An 18,880-nucleotide genomic window follows, 5' to 3' on the forward strand; every position below is an offset into this window, starting at 1 on the left:
ATGATGTTGACAAATCTTAATACTGTATATTTCAGATGCGCCAGGATGCGAGGACCCTTCCTAATAGTCTCCTGTTGTAGCTTCTTGTCGAAAGTCATTGTAGCTTTCATAGCTATCAAACTCTTGAACACATCTCCAAAGGCTTTTTTTCAGTGTTATTTTCTATCGTGCATTATACCACTCGTCCTGAGCTTCTTATTTCGGCCTCCTGTATTTAGTTTTTCATTCTGGACCAAAGAAAATTTTTTCATGGCAGCGCGTTTGGCGCTTCCATTGGGCATGGTTACTATTGTTGGCTTAGCTATGCCTTTTTTTGAAAAGGCTTTTGTAGCAAAGTATCTGGCATTTCAAGACTTGAGTTTGTTGGCTGCCGCTTCGAAGGTAGGAATGATTTTCGCCTTGCCCCTTCAGGCATTCCAGATGGCATGGGGTCCCCTGTCATTGGCTACATCAAAAGACAAAAATCCTCAGAGCTTCTATGATTTAGTTGTGAAGCTATATCTGGGGCTGGGGTCAATTCTTTTGTTCTCTTTGGTGGTATCTGGTGGCTATGCATTGAGTATCCTTGCGTCAACCGAATACGAACGTGCATGGAGCATGATACCACTTTCCATAGCAGTAGTATATTTGCGGGGATTGGTGAATTTTTTGGGTTTGGGTAGTATCATTTCTTTCAAGACTAGCATAAAATTGTGGTCTAGTTTGGTTTCCATATTAGTGTTTTTTGCGACCGTAAATATTTGGCTTTCTTGTTTGGGGGTTTTTGGGATTTTACTTGCAACAATATCGGCGGTCCTTTCTAGCCTTTTAGTAGAAGCCTACATGAGTCACAAAGCTTCCGCAGTAAGTTGGCCGTACAAAATCATAATATTATCGTCATTTAGCGTCATTTTATTTGTGTTATTGTCTACTTACTTAATTCATAACAACATGCTAGATACGCTGTATTTGATTTCATTGGTAGCTGTGTTGATTACATCAGTTGTAGTTTGTCGTGTTATACAGTCGAGCCGAAAAAATATTGCAGCATGATTTTGGGAACACTTCATGCTCTGGGGCGGTGAATGGATAGTGAACTAAATTTTCCAGTTCTTGTTTTTTTCTTTCTTTCCTTGTTTCCTATTACATTTGTGATTCTCATTGGACGGGATGCTCTAACGCCGGCAAGATTGTTTTTTTACAAGTTTTTTCTAACTTCATTAGGGGCTCTTCTTCTGGACCTCACCAACCCTGTGTTTTGGGTCTTTCTATTGATTCTGGTTTTGGCACTAGTCATTATTCATGTTGAAAATACGTTTTGCGTCAAAGTGATAAACGTCCGCACAAGGGAAAGGCCTGGAGAATGGAATAACATTCGAATCTTGATCTGGCTTCATGCTGGGCTTTGTCTGGCAACCCAACAGGCACTCATCTTTTCCTTTGGCGGGCTTGAGGCATACTTCAGACTTTTGGAGCTCAGGGTTGTAGAATTTGCTGGGATGGGACCTTATCTTGTTTTCATTAATAGCTTGGGGTGGATTAACGGAATCTTTCTTATCATAATTCTGGCCAGAAACGTGCTTCCCACACGAAGGTTCTGGCTGGAGTACTCTCTTCATACATTACTGTCTCTTTCAGTGGTATCGCTCTCTGGATCTAGAGGAGCCACGCTGCATATATTACTTAATGCTCTAATTATATTTAATGTAATGGCTCGGCCTGTATCGAGGCGACTTTTATACGGTTTTGGTGTTTTTGGTATACTTGCAGCCCTGACAATGGGGGCTATTAGGTCGGACTTAGAAAACATAGCTGTCTCCCCTCAGGCTTTGCTCGCGCAAGCAAATATTCTTGGGTACTCCACGAGGCCGTTGGAGGTATTTTTTGAGGCAGATGTGGAAGAGCTAGAGTACGGAATGACTCTTCTAACTAGCTTTACCAACTTGGTGCCCAGGGCCATCTGGCCCGATAAGCCAGATATAGCAGGGGTTATCTTCACACGCGACTATGCTTTTGATGCCTGGGAGGGGTACTCAAATTTGGCTCCCGGCATCATCGTGGAGATGATGATGAATTTCGGGTTTTTCTGTGGGCTGTTGATGGCCTTGGTTACAATATCAGCATTTTGGTTTGCGGCCTCAGCGTTACTAAGAAGGGGCTTGCAGTGTAAAGCTCTTGGAAAAAAGGCACTTTTACTAGCGGCCTATCTGATGACACTAAATGTATTTTCTGGGCTTACGATTATTGACTTAGGATACACAATCTCAAGCCTAGTCCCGCAGTTTGTTTTTATATTTTTATTGATTTTTCTCGCAAAGATAGTTGGGTTGTTTCAGAGGCGAGTAGGGAGCAGTAGTTGGAAAAACGTATCCTTATAGAAGCGCTTTCAGCTCGAAGGGGCGGGGGGCAAACTTACATATATAATCTACTTAGACATTACCACCAAATGAAGGGGGAGAGAGTTATAGTCTATTTGCCCTCTGATATTCCGCTTCCCAAGAATTTGGGTCATAGCATCGAGTTGAGGCATACCCGTCTCGGTGAATCCAACCTAATTGGTAGGGCGCTTTGGTATTGGTTAGTGCTTTCGCGAGTAATAAAGAGGGAAGCAATTGATGTTTTGTTCTGTCCCGGGGGCATGTTGCCTAAAATTGCAAAAAGTCGATGCAAAACTATTGTTGCGTTCCGGAACATGCTGCCGTTTGCTCCACAGGAGCGGAAGAGATATCCTCTGGGCTATGTTCGGGCAAGGTTGTTATTGTTGAAGTTTTTGCAATCTCGTTCGTTCAAGAAGGCAGACCACGTGATATTTATTTCACGATTTGCTAAGTCAGTTATTGATCAGTTCTTGGGAGGTAAACAAGAGGGTGGAGCTTCGGTGATACCCCACGGTATAAACGAAGCCTTCCGCAGCAATAATGTGGCATCACCTGACAAGAAGTCTGGTGATAGATACGTGCTCTATGTTTCGATTCTTGATGTCTACAAGTCTCAGCTTCAGGTTGTTGAGGCATGGTCTTTGCTTAGGAAAATGAAGCCGGATATTGAAGAGAAGCTTTACTTGGTCGGACCTGAGTACCCGGCTTATGGTGCAAAAGTTAGACTGAGAATTGAACAGCTAGGACTTCAGGAAGAGGTAAAATATCTAGGGGCTGCAAGCTACAGTCAACTGCCAAAGCTATACCGTGAAGCTACGATCAATCTCTTTGCGTCTTCTTGTGAAAACTGTCCAAACATCCTTCTTGAGGCGTTGGCTTCTGGAACTCCTATACTTTGTTCCAATTACCCCCCTATGCCGGAGTTTGCAGGTGAAGCAGTGCTGTATTTTGATCCATATAGTCCACACGATGCTGCGCAAAAGCTGTTCAAGCTGTTAGTTGATGAAGACCTTAGGGGCGCCATGGCCAAGAAAGCTCTTTATCAATCTAGGGGGTATGACTGGCGCCAGACTGCGAACCAAACATGGCGCTTGTTGCGATTTTATACACGAGGTCAGTGCTAATGTGTGGCATAGTAGGTTTTGCTGGTCTAGGCGACAATAGACATTTTCGTGCGTCGGTCGCTCGGATACAGCATCGTGGCCCAGATGACAAGGGCATCTTTGAAGACGAAACTAAGCGAATATTCCTTGGCCATACCCGATTGTCAATCTTGGATATCTCGGATGGGGGGCACCAGCCAATCATCGACAATGAAACTGGCGTGGTATTAGTTTACAATGGAGAATTGTATAACTATAGGCAGTTGCGCGCAACTCTCATAACAGAGGGTGCTTGTTTTCAGACAGAATCTGACACTGAAGTAGTATTGAAACTATTCCTCAGCATGGGCATGGAAATGCTTTCCAGTATGGATGGCATCTTTGCCTTTGCGATTTGGGACTCGCGCACCGAGCGGCTTTTTCTGGCTAGGGATGGTTTTGGTGTTAAGCCTCTCTATTTTTCATATTCTAATTCTACTCTGGCATTTTGTAGTGAGGTGAAGGGACTTTTGCCGCTGTTGCAAAGCAAGCCCGAACTCGATGTAGCCAGCGTTCACAATTATCATCGTTTTCTGTGGTCCCCAAGCAGCGATCTACCACTTAAAGGTGTCAAGAAGCTTAATCCCGGATCGGCGCTAGTTTTTGAGAAGGGGCAGATATCAAAATACTGGAATTGGTATCAGCCTGAGACTGCAAGAGTTCCGAAGGTGCAACTTTCAAACAAAACCTGTAGGTTGCAGATTAAGGCGCTGTTGGAAAAGGCTGTCTTGAAGCAACTAGTTTCCGATGTCCCTGTGGGCGCCTTTCTTTCTGGTGGGTTGGACTCCAGTTCTATTGTGGCTTTAGCAAGGAAGCATACAAATTCTATACCGTGTTTCACAATAGCCCCGATGGGAGGGGGGGAAGAGGGTGACGAGGACGATCTACCTTTTGCAAAAGAAGTAGCAGCGCATTTAGGCGTTCCCTTAAACATTGTGCCAGTAGACTCAACAAATTTGGCTTCAGACATAGAGAAAATGATATATATGCTTGACGAGCCAATTGCTGACCCAGCAGCCTTGAATGTATTATATATCTGTCGAATAGCTGCGAAACAGGGAGTAAAAGTACTTCTTTCCGGCGCTGGCGGTGATGACATATTTACTGGCTATCGTCGCCATACTGCTCTCAGAATAGAACGTCTATGGCAGCAGCTTCCTGAATTCCTTAGAACGGGTATGTACAATGGCTGGAAATACTTGCCCCACAAGGACGGCTTTGTTCGCAGAGTTTCTAAGTTCCTTGAAATAGCTCGTAGCAACGAAGCCGATGGTAGACTCAGTAACTATTTTAAGTGGTCGAGTGAGAATACTATCAGACAACTGTATACAAAGGAATACAACGAGTTATGTTGGCAGCATGAAAATGAAGGCTTAGGGCAGGAGATCGATGATTATGCAGCGGGCTTGAGCCCCAGCGCTAGTAGGCTATCCAAAATGTTGGCTCTTGAGCAACGGTATTTTCTTGGTGATCACAATTTACTCTATACTGACAAAATGTCTATGGCGGCAGGTGTTGAGGTCCGAGTACCCTTCTTGGACCCGGAACTTGTCTCGTTTGCGGCCCGCATTCCTGATCATCTTCTCTTGAGGGGGCTTCAGGGGAAATGGATTCTCAAGAAAGCAATGGAGGGCGAACTTCCAAAGAGCGTCATCTATCGGAAAAAGACTGGTTTCGGCGCTCCAATTAGGCGGTGGGTGCGTCACGAGCTGCGCGAATTGGTTGGCGACTATCTTAACTCAAATGATTTTCGAAAAAGAGGAATCTACTGCCCCAATGCAGTCAGTGCTCTTGTGGACCAAAATCAGAAAGGCAAGATAGACGGATCGTACCTAATATTTAGCATATTGGCGGTAGAAATTTGGTGTAGGCAATTTATTGATCAAAACACCGACTCTTCTTTATATTATAGATGGTGATCGCAGTTGCCATTTGAACTACGCTGAACCGCCCCGGGATTGCCGGAGGTTCCAACTTCTGAGTGGAAGGAACCATTATGAGCAAGACTTTGAGCAAATTTTCACCTGAGGTTCGCGAACGGGTGATCCTGATGGTATTGGATCATGAAGGCGAGCATACCTCCTGTAGTGCCTCGATTTCATCGCTAGCCACCAACGGCTATGCTCGCAGATGCTTCATGAATAGGTTTAGAGGGCCGGGTGGACAGCGGCAAGCGTACCTTTGTGCCGACTGAGAAGGCCGAGAAGTTGAAGGCGCTTGAGCGCGAGAACCGTACACTGAGGCAAGCCAACAATATTGAATAGCCCCCAGATTTCTAGACACCTTGCTTGGTAAAAAATGAAGCAAGGAGTTTAAGTAAGTCGACAGGTGTTCGTTATACGGTGGAGTTCGAACGAGACGCGGCCCTGGTGGTCTTCTAAAGCTGTCGAGTTCGCTATACTGGAGTGTATTGACTGGTTCAATAATCGCCGTTTGAGAGGCAATGTCCGCCTGCCGAGGCCGAAAAAAAAATTCTATACCATGCTGAACGAACCTGCCATGGCCGCTTATCTTCAACTAACTCGCCTCCGGCAATCCCTGGGGCAGTTCAATTTATAGTTTGGGACTGAGTCGACTAATGATCAAACCGAAAGTGTCTGTATTAATTTCTAAGGTTTTTGGCCTCTCTTGCCTAGAAGTGTTATCCCAAGCTGGTATTAACATCAGATATGTTGTCACAATTGATGATCGGCTAGATACTAGGTCTGCCTACAATGAAATTCAGGCACACTGCCGCCGCCAATCTTTGAATTTGAAAGTGTCAGGTTCTCCATCCGATACGGAGGGCTATTTCAATGAAGACCCTTGTGACATAGTATTTGTATTCTGCTGGTATCAAATCATTAAATCGTCGATTATTGCGGGGGCTCAGGGTGGGGTTTTTGGTATACATCACTCCTTGCTTCCATCTTATAGGGGACAAGCGCCCCTAATTTGGTCTCTACTAGCTGGCGATAAAGTTATTGGATCGACGTTATTTCGAATTGATGGTGGGATCGATACCGGGCCGATTGCTCATCAATGGAGTCTGGAGGTCAATCAAAAGTGGTATCTAAGAGATATTATTGCTGCTCTGGAGGGTCAAATTTTGCTCGATCTGGGTAAATGTGCCGTTGAACTTATTGAGGGCCGTAAATCGCTCAAGCCCCAACCTACAGATCAAGCATCTTATTCTTCAACGCGCATTCCAGAGGATAGTAGAATTAGTTGGCAGGATCCTGCGCACCAAGTATTAAGGCATATTCGAACTCTTAACAGTCCCTACCCAGAGTCGTTTACCTTTTTTGGCGAAGATCGATTAAGTGTTGGAAGGGCGGAAGCTTTCCCCTACAGAGTACATGGAGTCCCTGGCAGTATATTCAAAGTAGATGGTCGCAGCGTTGTTTGTTGTGGAGATGGCTACGGCGTTGTTATCAGTGAGGTTAAAAATACAAAAGGCGACCACGTGAAATCATTTCCGATAGGCACTCGATTTAAATAAGCGTTAGGAATACAGCTTATATGGACCGTTTTCCGAATATGGCCAACTTCTATGCGATAATGGTAAGGGCGAGTAGAGTAGAATGAATCTTGCGAGAATGTTGGTTTTAGTTACTGTATTTCTCTCTCCTCTCCCCTTTGGCAGTGCGCGTCCGGTCTGGATGTGGATGATAGGAATCATGGTAGGGGTGTATGGTCTTTCGACTGTTTGTTATCAGTATCATAAAAAAAAGAACTTCAATAATTTAGACTTTTCCATTCTGCTGCCTGCATGTCTACTTTGTGTCTTGATATTTTTTCGCACATTGGTCGAGCTCTCGCCTGATCTTCTAGAGGTGGATTATTTCGCTTTGAAGCATACAAATTTTGATCTGATCTATCCGTTGATAGTCTACCATGTGCTGTTTATTGCAATACTAATTGATGAGTGGTTTGCAATACATTCGGAAGAGATCTTAAAAGCAATAGTTGTTTGTGTCTTTCTATATAGTGCATATGGGTTGTGGGAGTTCTTTCGTGGCGAGGAAATGATACTTTGGTTCAGGAAGTGGCACGGTATTGGCGCGCTTTCTTCTACATTTGTGAATCGCAACAGTTTTGCAGCTTATGCATCCTTGGGTGTCATATTGAACTTGAGCATTCTCTTTCGACAGGACTCTGATGTTGCTAGATCACACCAAAAGGGTGGTTGGTTGCCAGGGCTTATACAGAACCCTAAATCATTGTTTTGGAGTATGACGTTAGTCGTAATTTCAACGGCCATTATTTTGTCTGGGTCTAGGGCGGCCTTTTTATCATTGACTGCATCTGCGTTATTCTTGTCAGCTGTTAGTTTTTCGCGGAGAAGCAGCCTCAAGATATTTTTAAGCTTTCTGATTTTTATTGGATTCCTGACCTTGGTTTCGGGAGAATTCCTTCTAGGCCGGTTTATGGAGTTGGGCTGGGAGGAAAACCGTCTGGTTTTATATGAAAACCTAATGCAGCAACTCAAGAAGCGTCCGTGGCTTGGTTTTTATCCTTGGTCGTTTGCAGAGACGTTTTCGAGTTTTAGATTGGAGAACATTCGTTGGTACTATGTTAGGGCACATAACGATTATATACAATTTTGGTTAGAGTTCGGGATCGCATTCGGCACAATGATCATGTTATTGTGGGCCCATATTTTGGTATTGTTGTGGAAACGCTCAAAATCGTCTTCTCTAGGTTCTTCATCTCATTGGGCAAGGTCAGCCTTGGCGGTGGTCGTCTATCTAAGCATGCATTCGTTTGTCGATTTCTCGCTGCAGATACCGGCGGTAGCAATCAACTTTACGTTCATTTTGGCGATAGGATTCTGCGCTAGACGCCGGAAAATGTTATCGACCAGTCAAGTTGGGAGTTTGCCGCCATAATCATTGCGTGTCGCATGTGAGTATAGAACGCCTATTCAGCTTTAGGTTCTGAGCATGGCACTAAACCCTTAGTCAATCAGGATAGCTTTATATGCAGATGGAGAGAATTCGTGAAGCAGAAATTGTCCATCATTCAACGGATGGTCTATTGATTTTTAGCCGTTCAGGCTTGGTGACCGTGAATATTGACAGCGAGAGCTTTCAAATTCGTTTACCAACGCCTCGGGTTTTCAGAATTCTGAGTGTGAGTCGTATCTTCCGGCGGCTATTTAGGCTGGACAAATGCAATGTTGTGGTAACGGACGATAGAAAGAATTTAGTAATAATATATTTGAGCAATGTCTTTAATTACTCTCTCACGGAGAGAAAACTCAGAAAAACATTAAGGCTAAAGAACTGTCGCAATGTGCTGCATATGGGAATTGCAGTTGGTGCTGATGGACATATAGTTTTTGGTGAATACGGAACAAATAGGTCTAGGCGGCCAGTGCCAATATGGGGCTCATCCAATGGCGGAAAAAGCTGGAAGATGGTTCATGAGTTTTTGGAAAATGAAATCCGACATGTCCACGGAGTATATTTTGATAAGTATACAGATACGTATTGGGTCCCAACTGGGGATGGGGACAAGGAATGCTACTTGTATCAATTTCGAAGAGATTTTACTGCTTGTCTGAAGAGGTTCGGGGACGGTAGTCAAGTGTGGAGGACTGTGTCTTTATTCTTCACCCCAGATGAGTTGGTTTGGATTATGGACTCGCCAGATAATGCGCCGCGTCTAGTAAAAATGGATCGAACTACGGGCGAAATTTCCTGTGGGAGGGCATTTCCTGGGCCGGTCTGGTACGCCAAGGAATTGGTTGATGGTGTGTTTTTGGTGCAGACAACCAAAGAAAAGGGATCCGCATCCATAACTAAATCTGCGCACCTCTATCTTTCTAGAGACTTGGAGAAATGGGTTGAAGTTGCACATTTTCCTCACGACGGACTTCCCTTAGGAATTTTAAAGAATGCTGTGATTGCATTCTCGACGGGACAGCAAAACTCTAAGAAGGTCGCAATTTCGTTTGAAGCGGTAAAGGCATATGATGGTAAGGCCTATTTTCTTTCTATCGACGATGGGGAGGGGGTAAATCTTATACAGCGTGTCCAGAAATACTCAAATCCTGGTACCGAGGTAATACCGAAACCGCCAAAGAAGATAAATGAATTTTCCGATGCGCTCTTCCGTAGCCTTGTACATCAGATGGTGAACATGATGAATCAGGAAAACTGTGAAAAAGAGGTTTTTCAGGCGTGGATGGAGAAAACTCGACGCTTTGTGGAGGTATATAGGCATCGGTTGTTGAGTGAGGCAATTTTAAGATTCGGTAGCCGGGTTACAGCAAGTTATGCTTTACAACGCATGGCTTTTCTTTTGGTATATGAGAGCCTGCGCACTCAAAAGAGAATTTATCTAAACGCAGCACTTTTTTTGCAGACTACGTTGAAAAACTTGCAGGGTGACGATTTGGCTAACAGTTCAATTTATCTCGATTTTGAAGATGCAATCAGTTTATCATTAATGAAAACAAGGCATGGACGTGAAAGTAGCTATTATTAGCCCCAATGTATTTAGCTTGTACTCATCTAGTGTTTTGAGTCTGTTTTTGCGTCGAGAAATCTCTATAACAGGGGTCGTCGTTAAAAGGTTATTTAATCCAAAGCGCTTCAGGAATGAGCTGCACAGGAACGGAAAACGTTTCGTTAGAAAAATCTACCGAAAGCTAATATTGAGATCTGCGGAAAACTCTATTGGCGTTGGCCCAAACATTCTCGCTTTCATGCAGGAGAATGATATTCCACGGGTGTCATTGAGGAAAATTTGTAAAGATCGACGAATACCACTGTTGTTCGTAGATGATCTAGATAATGTTTCGGTGACGGCGTTTTTCCAAGGAGACATTCCAGACTGTATTGCCTTCACTGGCGGAGGTATAATAGGGCCTGGACTTATCCAAGCCTCCAGGTTTGGCGTCGTAAATTGCCATATGGGACTATTGCCAGAGTATAGGGGCATGGACGTGGTCCAATGGGCGATATTGAATAGGGATTTCAGTAGTGTCGGACTAACTACACACCTTATGGATGACGGAATTGACACGGGGCCAATTATTGACAGTTCTCACTTGTTGATTGATGACTTCTATTCCTTGGCTCAGGTCAGAAATGCAATTGAGGCGAAAATGCCAGAATTCCTAGTAGACTCCTGTATACAGCTGGTGAGAACGAACGGGGCAGTGGCGCATCAGAAAATCGAGGATGGCATCCAATATTTTCGGATGCATGAACGACTACATCAAGAAGTTGATACGCTTCTGAGAAATAACTTCTTAGAGAAAATAGATTAAAGACATCAAAAATGAACAAGCAAATTTTGTGCGATTTGTCTAACGGCAAGGTTGAAGCGGTTACTGTTCCTGTGCCCTCATGCAAGCCAGGACACCTTCTGATTAAAACTAATTGTACTATGATTTCTACGGGTACGGAGCGATCACTACTAAACTTTGGACAGTCCGGCTTTATTGAAAAGGCGCGTCAGCAACCTGATAAAGTTAAACAAGTGATTCAAAAAGCCCGTACCGATGGGTTGATATCTACATTTGATGCGGTTAGGTCAAAGCTACAGCAGCCTGTGGCGATGGGCTATTCAAATGTGGGCATAGTCGTGGAAGTTGGCAAGGGTGTTGAAGGATACACAGTGGGCGATAGGGTTGTCTCCAACGGCCCCCATGCTGGCTTTGTGTGTGTACCCAAAATGCTTTGTGCGCCGGTTCCGGATAAAGTGGAGGACCAAGAAGCTGTGTTCAGTGTCTTGGGGGCGATAAGCCTGCACGGGTTCAGACTGTCAGGGGCCCACATCGGCGATGCTGTAGCAGTCGTTGGCTTAGGCCTGATAGGCCTGATTGTGATGAAGATTGCAAAGGCCAGTGGTTGTCGTGTTGTTGGTTTTGATGTTGATTCAGATAAAGTAAGATTTGCACGCAGCTTGGGATTCGACGCTGAAGAAAACGGATCGAACTCTTCTATCGAGACAATATTATCCAGATATACAGCGGGGCATGGATTTGATCAGGTTTTGGTTGCAGCTGCTAGCAAGAAGAGTACACCAATGGAATTTGGTGCGTCGTTATGTAGAAAAAAAGCTGCGTTGGTGCAAGTTGGGGTCACTAAGGTCTCGATTCCACGCGATGTTCTTTTCGAGAAAGAATTGTCGTTGCAAGTTTCATGCTCCTATGGGCCTGGCAGGTATGACAAGTCATATGAGTCCGCAGGTATAGACTATCCTATTGCCTATGTTCGGTGGACAGAACAGAGAAATTTTTGCGCGATTCTTGAGCTTCTTAAGACAAAGAAAATTTGCTTTCAGGACTTAATTGGGAGTCGGTACGATATCACAGATGCAAACTTAGCATACAAAGATATGCTAGATAACGGCCACGCTTTAGCAACTATTATTGAATACAACAAGGTTGATGATACTCCTCCTGTGCGAAGTATAATTATAGGGGAAACAAAACCAAAAAAGTCTTTAACCAAAAGGAGTGGTCAAGTTGTTTTAAATGCTATTGGTGCTGGAAATTACGCAGGTCGCATTTTGTTGCCCCAATTTGCCAAAGCAGGGGCTGAGCTAAACATCGTTGCTTCTGAAGGAGGCGTGTCAGGTAGCTATGTTGGCAGAAAATTGGGATTCCAAATATCAACAACAGAAACCGAAAAAGTGTTCTCAGATGAGAAATCTAATGCTGTAGTGGTCGCGACACAGCACTATAGTCACGCTGATTTTGTTGTTCAGGCGCTACAGGCGGGTAAGAGCGTGTTCGTGGAGAAGCCGCTAGCGTTACAGGAAGCAGATCTTGATCGTATTGAAGCCGCCTATACCGCCGCGTCGCGGGTTGATGTTCCCCCAATTGTGATGGTGGGTTTTAATCGTCGGTTCTCGTCATTACTGCAAGCTCTGAAAAAAACTACTGCTGCTGTGGGACAACCCATGAGTATCATTTATAGTTGTAATGTTGGCTATTTGCCTGCCGATAATTGGCTCCATGACACTTTGCTTGGTGGCGGTAGAATTGTGGGGGAAGCCTGCCACTTTATTGATGCAGCTAAATATCTCGCGGGCGCTTCAATTGTCTCAGTTCAAGCTAAGGGTATGACTCATTGTGAGCCTAACTTTTATGATACTGCGACGATAACGATCGGTTTTGACAACGGCAGTATAGCCACTGTGAACTATTTTGCGAACGGTAATAAGTCGTACCCCAAAGAGCGGATAGAAGTATTTCAGAACGGTAAAGTACACCTGCTAGAAAATTATCGAAAGTTAAAATCATTTGGAGGGGTTGGTTTGAATACTTGGTTACTAAAGCAAGACAAAGGACAAGAGCAATGCTGTGCAGCTTTTGTGAAGGCTGTCAAAGAGCAGCAATTGTCCCCTATACCTTTTGACGACTTAATGCAGGTATCACGAGCGAGTCTTAAGGCTAAGGCTCTCATTGAAAATGCCTGATTGTGTATGTCCTGATCTCTCGGGGAAGTTCATTGTTGCGTTATGTCGGAATTTATTGGCGAACATTAAGGTTCATAAAGTTATCCCAGATTATTAACAGGATTATTCGAAGATTCGTCTATTGTAAACCGCTCGATTTTCAACGGACTGGGACTTGTGCGGCAAATAAAAAGTTCGTTCAGCCGATTCTAACACCAGAAACAATTTTTCCAGACGCTCGGGTTGTTTTTCTGAACCAAGAAAGAAGGATCAAGCGCCCTGAAATATGGAACAACTCTCAGCTGCCAAAATTGTGGCTATATAATCTCCATTATCATGACGGACTTTGCGCTGAGGCAACCCCTAATGCCTTGAAAGCCACTTTTGTGAGTCATTGGATGGAGGATAACCCATTCCGTTTGGGTAATGGCTGGGAGCCCTATACACTATCTCTTCGAATAGTAAATTTGGTTAAATGGCAGTTAGAGACTAACACCTTCGTTCCGGGGCTTTGGGATAGTATCTGCCAACAGTCACATGTTCTATCTAGGACCGTTGAGTATCATTTGCGCGGCAATCACCTCTTTGCAAATGCAAAGGCGCTGGTTTTTGCTGGGCTCTTCCTCCAAGGCCCCCTACCTAACGCATGGTACCAGAAGGGGATGGCGATAATTAAAGAACAACTTGTTGAACAGTTTCTTTCAGATGGTGCCCATTTTGAACTGAGCACCACCTACCATGCCACTCTAACCGAAGATCTTCTGGATATTATAAACATTCTTAAGACCTATGAACAGGAAGTCCCGCGTTTGTTGGTCGAAACTGCGAAACGCGCTATGGCTTGGCTTAAGATCATGACGAGGCCAGATGGATTGCCGCCTCTTTTCAATGACGCAGCTTACGGTCTATGTCCGACATTCGAGAAACTGAAGAATTATACTTTGCGTCTCGGTGTAAAATGGGAACAAAAGCAGGAGGTTGCTTTTACGGATCTGCCAGCCAGTGGTTATTTTAGGTATGATGGCGAAAATTATAGCTTTTGGGGTGACGCCGGGCAGATCGGACCGGACTACATTCCAGGCCATGCCCATTGTGATATGTTCAATTTCGAAATGTTTGCCTACGGCCAGCCGGTGGTCGTTGATACCGGTACGTCAACGTATGAGGTCGGGACTCGCCGAACGGTCGAGCGATCAACAGCAGCCCATAATACCGTGCAACTTGGCGAACATGAGCAGAGCGAAGTCTGGGGTACATTTCGTGTCGGCCGTAGGGCTCGGATTTTGGAGCGCAAGGTAACCAAGAACAACGTGACCGCTTCCCATAACGGGTTTAGTTCGAATGGGATTATTCATCACAGATCCTTCCAGTTTGACAGCAAAAGGTTGCATCTTGAGGATGTGCTGGAAGGTAGACCAAAATGTCTGGCTGTGGCACGGTTTCATCTTCATCCTGATATTAAACCAGCAGTGTCAGATGGAAAAGTTCAAGCTGGTGGCGTGACTTTTGTGTTTTCGGGTGAGGGCCGGGTCGAGATTACTCTCTATGAATATGCACCGGAATTTAATACAAGGATTGAGGCACATTGTATTGATGTCTATTTTGATCAGCACCTTTCAACCGACATTTTTCTATGAGAATTCTTTTTATCACTGACAATTTTCCGCCAGAGGTGAATGCTCCAGCGTCTCGTACTTTTGAGCACTGCAAAGAATGGGTCAGATTGGGTGCCGATGTAACAGTGATCACATGCGTGCCGAATTTTCCACAAGGCAAGGTGTTTCCAGGATATCGGAACAAACTGATCCAGAAAGAAGAGATGGACGGGATTCATGTTGTTCGAGTTTGGAGCTTTATTGCTGCGAATGCCGGGTTCACCAAACGAATTCTCGATTATGTCAGTTTTGCTATGATGGCGTTTTGGGCGGGGCTGTTCCGTGAAGTCGATGTCATAGTGGCGACATCGCCTCAGTTTTTTACGACTTGCACCGGTTACGTTTTGTCAATGCTGAAACGGCGACCCTGGGTTTTTGAACTCAGGGATTTGTGGCCGGAATCGATTGTAACCGTCGGAGCAATGGAAAAGGGGCCCAGTGTTCGCTTCCTTGAGTGGATGGAGCAGTTTATGTATCGCAACGCAGATCTGATCGTTCCTGTAACCGACGCCTTTCAGCAACGGCTGGAAGATTATGGTATTGATCCCGAGAAACTGCATGTGGTTACTAACGGGGTTGACACGACCCTTTTTCCTGCCTGTGAGCGTAATGACGAATTACGAAAAGAGTTGGGGCTGCAGGACAAGTTTCTGGTCGGCTATATTGGCACCCATGGTATGGCCCATAATCTGGAATTCGTTGTAGATGCTATGGCAAAGGTTGATGATCCGGAGATTCATATATTCTGCTTGGGAGGCGGGGCAAGAAAGTCAGCTGTAGTGGAGAAAGTTCAGGCTCTGGGCCTCTCCAATGTGACGTTTCACGATCCGGTTGCAAAGGAGCAGGTGCATTACTATCTGGCCGCTCTTGACGCTGTTCTTGTGCCATTGCGGAAGTCCGAGACATTTAAGACCGTGATTCCTTCGAAGATTTTCGAGGCTGCAGCGATGCAGAAGCCAATCTTACTTGGAGTGGATGGACTCGCGCGTAAGATTGTAGAAGGCTATAAAGCCGGGATATATTTCGAGCCCGAAAATGAAGTGTCATTTCTGAAGACCTTGAAGCGGCTAAAAAATAATATTGAACTGCAGGAAGATTTATCGGCGGGTGGGGAAAAACTGGCGTCAGAATATGACCGAAAAAAATTGGCCAAGAAGATGATTGACCGGATAGAATTGCTGGCGAGAACTGGATATTGAACCGCCCCGGGATTGCCGGAGGTTCCAACTTCTGAGTGGAAGGAACCATTATGAGCAAGACTTTGAGCAAATTTTCACCTGAGGTTCGCGAACGGGTGATCCTGATGGTATTGGATCATGAAGGCGAGCATACCTCCTGTAGTGCCTCGATTTCATCGCTAGCCGCCAACGGCTATGCTCGCAGATGCTTCATGAATAGGTTTAGAGGGCCGGGTGGACAGCGGCAAGCGTACCTTTGTGCCGCTGAGAAGGCCGAGAAGTTGAAGGCGCTTGAGCGCGAGAACCGTACATTGAGGCAAGCCAACAATATCCTGCGCAAGGCATTGCCTTATTCTACCCAGACAGAGCGCGTCCGCCCGTTCAAACGCTGATCAGCTTTATCGATGAGCACAGGGATATGTATGGGGTCGAGCCGATCTGCCGTGTGGTGCAGGTTGCCCCATCCACATACCACCACCATCAGGCCTGTCGCCGTGATCCGTCACGACTGTCAGCAAGGGCACAGCGTGACATGGCGCTGAAGCCCGAGATTGCCCGTGTCTTTGAGGAGAACTTTCTGGTCTACGGTGTCCGCAAAATATGGCGTCAACTCGGCCGTGAGGGCTTTCATGTGGCTCGCTGCACAGTCGAGCGTCTGATGCGCGAGATGGGTCTGCAAGGTGTCATTCGTGGCAAGCCCGCTCGCACTACCTTCAGCGACAAGTCAGCCCCTTGTCCGCTTGATCAGGTAAACCGCGAGTTCCACGCCCCGGCACCCAACATGTTGTGGGTGTCGGACTTCACTTATGTCGCCACATGGCAGGGCTTTGTCTATGTAGCTTTTGTCATTGATGTGTTTGCCAGGCGCATCGTTGGCTGGCGGGTCAGCAGGACGGCACATACGGGCTTTGTGCTGGACGCACTTGAACAGGCTCTGCATGACCGCAGACCAGCATGAAAAGGCGGCCTTATCCACCACAGTGACCGGGGCAGCCAGTATGTCTCGATCCGATACACCGAACGCCTGGCAGAAGCAGGTATTGAGCCATCGGTTGGCAGCGTCGGTGACAGTTACGACAACGCACTCGCCGAGACGATCAACGGCCTCTACAAGGCGGAAGTCATTCACAGGCGAGGGCCGTGGCGGTCATTTGAGATGGTTGAACTTGCGATGCTTGAATGGGTCGACTGGTTCAATCACCGACGCCTGCTGGAGCCAATCGGCAACATTCCACCTGCGGAGGCTGAGAGAAACTACTACGCCATACTGGACGAACGCCCCATGGCCGCTTAACTTAAACCAAACTGCCTCCGGCAACCCCGGGGCGGTTCAGGCCATCAAATACGCAAGCATTGTAGAACAAGCTATAAATTAATTTTCGTCAACAATTCCCATATCGGCACGCCATTGAGATACATTTATCTGTCACATTTTTACTAGAAGTGTATACCAGGATCAGATTCAAAAGAATAATGGGTACAAATGAGAGTATATCATTAACGAATTGGGATTAAGCAGGTATGAAAATTCTTGTTACCGGTGCCGCAGGCTTTATTGGAAGCCATGTCTGTCTTTATTTAATAGCACGTGGCAATGACGTCGTGGGGCTGGATAACCTAAATAATTACTATGATGTATCGCTCAAAAAGGCACGACTTGAGCGTATTCAGAAATTTGCTAGGGGTGCCCTCAAAGAGAATATTTATGAGGGTGCTCAGACTTCCGCTATAGGTATGGGGTCATTTTCATTCGTCAAAATGAATCTTGAAGATAAGTCTGGTGTGGAAAATTTATTTGCACTAGAGAAATTCGACGGGGTCATAAATCTGGCGGCACAAGCTGGTGTGCGTCACTCGTTGAAAGAGCCCTTTGACTACATTGATAGCAATATCTCTGGCTTCCTGACCATTCTAGAAGGTTGCCGCCACAATAAAGTGAAGCATCTTGTTTACGCCTCCACCAGTTCAGTTTATGGCACAAACACAAATATGCCCTTCTCTGTGGAAAATCCCGCTGATCATCAAGTCTCGCTCTATGGCGTCACGAAGCGTGCCAACGAGTTGATGGCCCATAGCTATAGTCACCTTTTCGGCATTCCTACCACTGGTCTGCGGTTCTTCACGGTTTATGGCCCCTGGGGTCGGCCTGACATGGCACTGTTCTTGTTTACCAAGGCAATTCTCGACGGCAGACCAATTGACGTATTCAATAGTGGCAACCACAAGCGCGATTTCACGTTTATTGACGATATTGTTTGCGGCGTTGTGTGTGCTTTTGACAATCCAGCCACGCCAGATCCCGCTTGGAATGGAAACTGCCCCTCTTCTTGCTCTTCTACTGCGCCATGGCGTATCCACAACATTGGTAATGGCAACCCCGTAGAGTTGATGGACTATATCGCAATTTTAGAAGACTGCCTGGGCCGGAAAGCTAAGAAAAACTTCCACCCTATGCAGCCGGGAGATGTGGTGGAAACCAGTGCATCGGTAGAAACCTTGCATGCGCAGGTCGGCTATAAGCCATCTACTCCGGTCGAATTAGGTATTAGGAAATTTATCGACTGGTATAAGGAATACTATGGCCTTTGACCGAATATGTACCGTCGATGCAAAGATGTGGCCGGTCATCAACATGAGTAGCCCCCAGATTTCTAGACACCTTGGGCTTTCCAATTTCGCTGCCGTTCGAACTCGACGGGTGACAGCATCCCCTTGTCACCACGCTCGTGTTTTGGGTTATAGAAAAACTCGATGTAATCAAAGACATTCTGGCGAGCCTCTGTGCCGTCCCGGTACGTCCGACGCCGGATCCGTTACCGCTTGAGGAGCTGGAAGAAGCTTTCAGTAACCGGATTATCGTGACAGTTCCAACATCGGCTCCAGATAGTGGGTTCCCAGGAACTTTTGCCAATCATGGCTGGTAAACTGGCTACCTTGGTCTGAATGGATGACCTCCTTCGGACCTTGGCTCGTTCACTCAATGGCGAACGCCGCTAGGCGTAGAAGCGGTAACACACGGCACATCACGCGCACCCGGAACAGGCCCCGGTGCGCTTTGATGAAGGTGTACTTTACTTGGCTTTTCTTGCGAAGTACGCCGTGGCCTTTTTTTGGATGTCCCATTCCTCGGTAACCGGGCCAGTTCCGCC

13 protein-coding genes, 3 pseudogenes and 1 other annotated feature are annotated in these 18,880 nt (G+C 45.9%); of the genes and pseudogenes, 14 read left to right on the top strand and 2 right to left on the bottom strand.

Annotated features, from left to right (window positions below; genetic code table 11):
- The first annotated feature begins 249 nt into the window (after nucleotides 1–249).
- The 14 genes and pseudogenes from ACOOGA_RS10575 to ACOOGA_RS10640 all read left to right on the top strand — a co-directional run bounded on the left by ACOOGA_RS10575 (nucleotide 250) and on the right by ACOOGA_RS10640 (nucleotide 18,320).
- On the top strand, nucleotides 250–1,032 hold the full coding sequence (locus tag ACOOGA_RS10575) for a hypothetical protein (RefSeq protein ID WP_420428662.1): 783 nt from the start codon (nucleotides 250–252) through the stop codon (nucleotides 1,030–1,032).
- 32 nt (nucleotides 1,033–1,064) lie between these two features.
- Nucleotides 1,065–2,357: a hypothetical protein gene (locus ACOOGA_RS10580; RefSeq protein ID WP_420428664.1), complete on the top strand. Its 1,293-nt coding sequence runs from the start codon at nucleotides 1,065–1,067 to the stop codon at nucleotides 2,355–2,357.
- Nucleotides 2,358–2,425: 68 nt separating this feature from the next.
- Nucleotides 2,426–3,481, top strand: coding sequence for a glycosyltransferase family 4 protein (locus ACOOGA_RS10585; protein WP_420430663.1), 1,056 nt, complete (start codon nucleotides 2,426–2,428; stop codon nucleotides 3,479–3,481).
- A complete protein-coding gene (gene asnB / locus ACOOGA_RS10590; protein ID WP_420430665.1) occupies nucleotides 3,481–5,418 on the top strand; it encodes an asparagine synthase (glutamine-hydrolyzing) in 1,938 nt (645 codons plus the stop codon). The genes ACOOGA_RS10585 and asnB overlap by 1 nt, the downstream gene beginning before the upstream one ends.
- 77 nt (nucleotides 5,419–5,495) lie before the next feature.
- Nucleotides 5,496–5,757, top strand: a pseudogene (locus ACOOGA_RS10595) (IS3 family transposase); the annotation flags it as partial.
- Nucleotides 5,758–6,077: 320 nt separating this feature from the next.
- Nucleotides 6,078–6,980, top strand: a complete 903-nt coding sequence (locus tag ACOOGA_RS10600) for a methionyl-tRNA formyltransferase (protein WP_420428666.1) — start codon at nucleotides 6,078–6,080, stop codon at nucleotides 6,978–6,980.
- A gap of 82 nt (nucleotides 6,981–7,062) precedes the next feature.
- Nucleotides 7,063–8,370 (top strand): O-antigen ligase family protein, encoded by a 1,308-nt coding sequence (locus ACOOGA_RS10605; protein WP_420428668.1) that lies wholly within the window; start codon nucleotides 7,063–7,065, stop codon nucleotides 8,368–8,370.
- 91 nt (nucleotides 8,371–8,461) lie between these two features.
- Complete coding sequence (locus tag ACOOGA_RS10610) at nucleotides 8,462–9,973, top strand: hypothetical protein (protein ID WP_420428670.1); 1,512 nt, start codon at nucleotides 8,462–8,464, stop codon at nucleotides 9,971–9,973.
- A complete protein-coding gene (locus ACOOGA_RS10615; RefSeq protein WP_420428672.1) occupies nucleotides 9,948–10,760 on the top strand; it encodes a formyltransferase family protein in 813 nt (270 codons plus the stop codon). The genes ACOOGA_RS10610 and ACOOGA_RS10615 overlap by 26 nt, the downstream gene beginning before the upstream one ends.
- Before the next feature lie 11 nt (nucleotides 10,761–10,771).
- Nucleotides 10,772–12,919, top strand: a complete 2,148-nt coding sequence (locus tag ACOOGA_RS10620) for a bi-domain-containing oxidoreductase (protein ID WP_420428674.1) — start codon at nucleotides 10,772–10,774, stop codon at nucleotides 12,917–12,919.
- 350 nt (nucleotides 12,920–13,269) lie between these two features.
- Nucleotides 13,270–14,535 carry a heparinase II/III domain-containing protein gene (locus ACOOGA_RS10625; RefSeq protein ID WP_420428676.1) on the top strand — a complete coding sequence of 422 codons (1,266 nt, stop codon included), beginning with the start codon at nucleotides 13,270–13,272 and terminating at the stop codon, nucleotides 14,533–14,535.
- Entirely contained in the window at nucleotides 14,532–15,752 is a 1,221-nt protein-coding gene (locus ACOOGA_RS10630) for a glycosyltransferase family 4 protein (protein ID WP_420428678.1), read from the top strand. The genes ACOOGA_RS10625 and ACOOGA_RS10630 overlap by 4 nt, the downstream gene beginning before the upstream one ends.
- Before the next feature lie 50 nt (nucleotides 15,753–15,802).
- Nucleotides 15,803–17,025: pseudogene (locus tag ACOOGA_RS10635) on the top strand (IS3 family transposase).
- Nucleotides 16,078–16,194 (top strand) — a sequence feature (AL1L pseudoknot). Its footprint overlaps the pseudogene before it by 117 nt.
- Nucleotides 17,026–17,252: 227 nt before the next feature.
- The gene (locus tag ACOOGA_RS10640; RefSeq protein WP_420428680.1) at nucleotides 17,253–18,320 is read left to right on the top strand and encodes an NAD-dependent epimerase; all 1,068 of its coding nucleotides are present in this window, start codon (nucleotides 17,253–17,255) and stop codon (nucleotides 18,318–18,320) included.
- Nucleotides 18,321–18,382: 62 nt separating this feature from the next.
- Here ACOOGA_RS10640 and ACOOGA_RS10645 read toward each other — a convergent pair.
- Nucleotides 18,383–18,683, bottom strand: a pseudogene (locus ACOOGA_RS10645) (IS3 family transposase); the annotation flags it as partial.
- Between the two features lie 21 nt (nucleotides 18,684–18,704).
- On the bottom strand, nucleotides 18,705–18,854 hold the full coding sequence (locus ACOOGA_RS10650) for a hypothetical protein (RefSeq protein WP_420428682.1): 150 nt from the start codon (nucleotides 18,852–18,854) through the stop codon (nucleotides 18,705–18,707).
- Nucleotides 18,855–18,880: the final 26 nt, after the last annotated feature.

The sequence above is a fragment of the Kordiimonas sp. genome, assembly GCF_965216265.1.
GTDB lineage: Bacteria > Pseudomonadota > Alphaproteobacteria > Sphingomonadales > Kordiimonadaceae > Kordiimonas.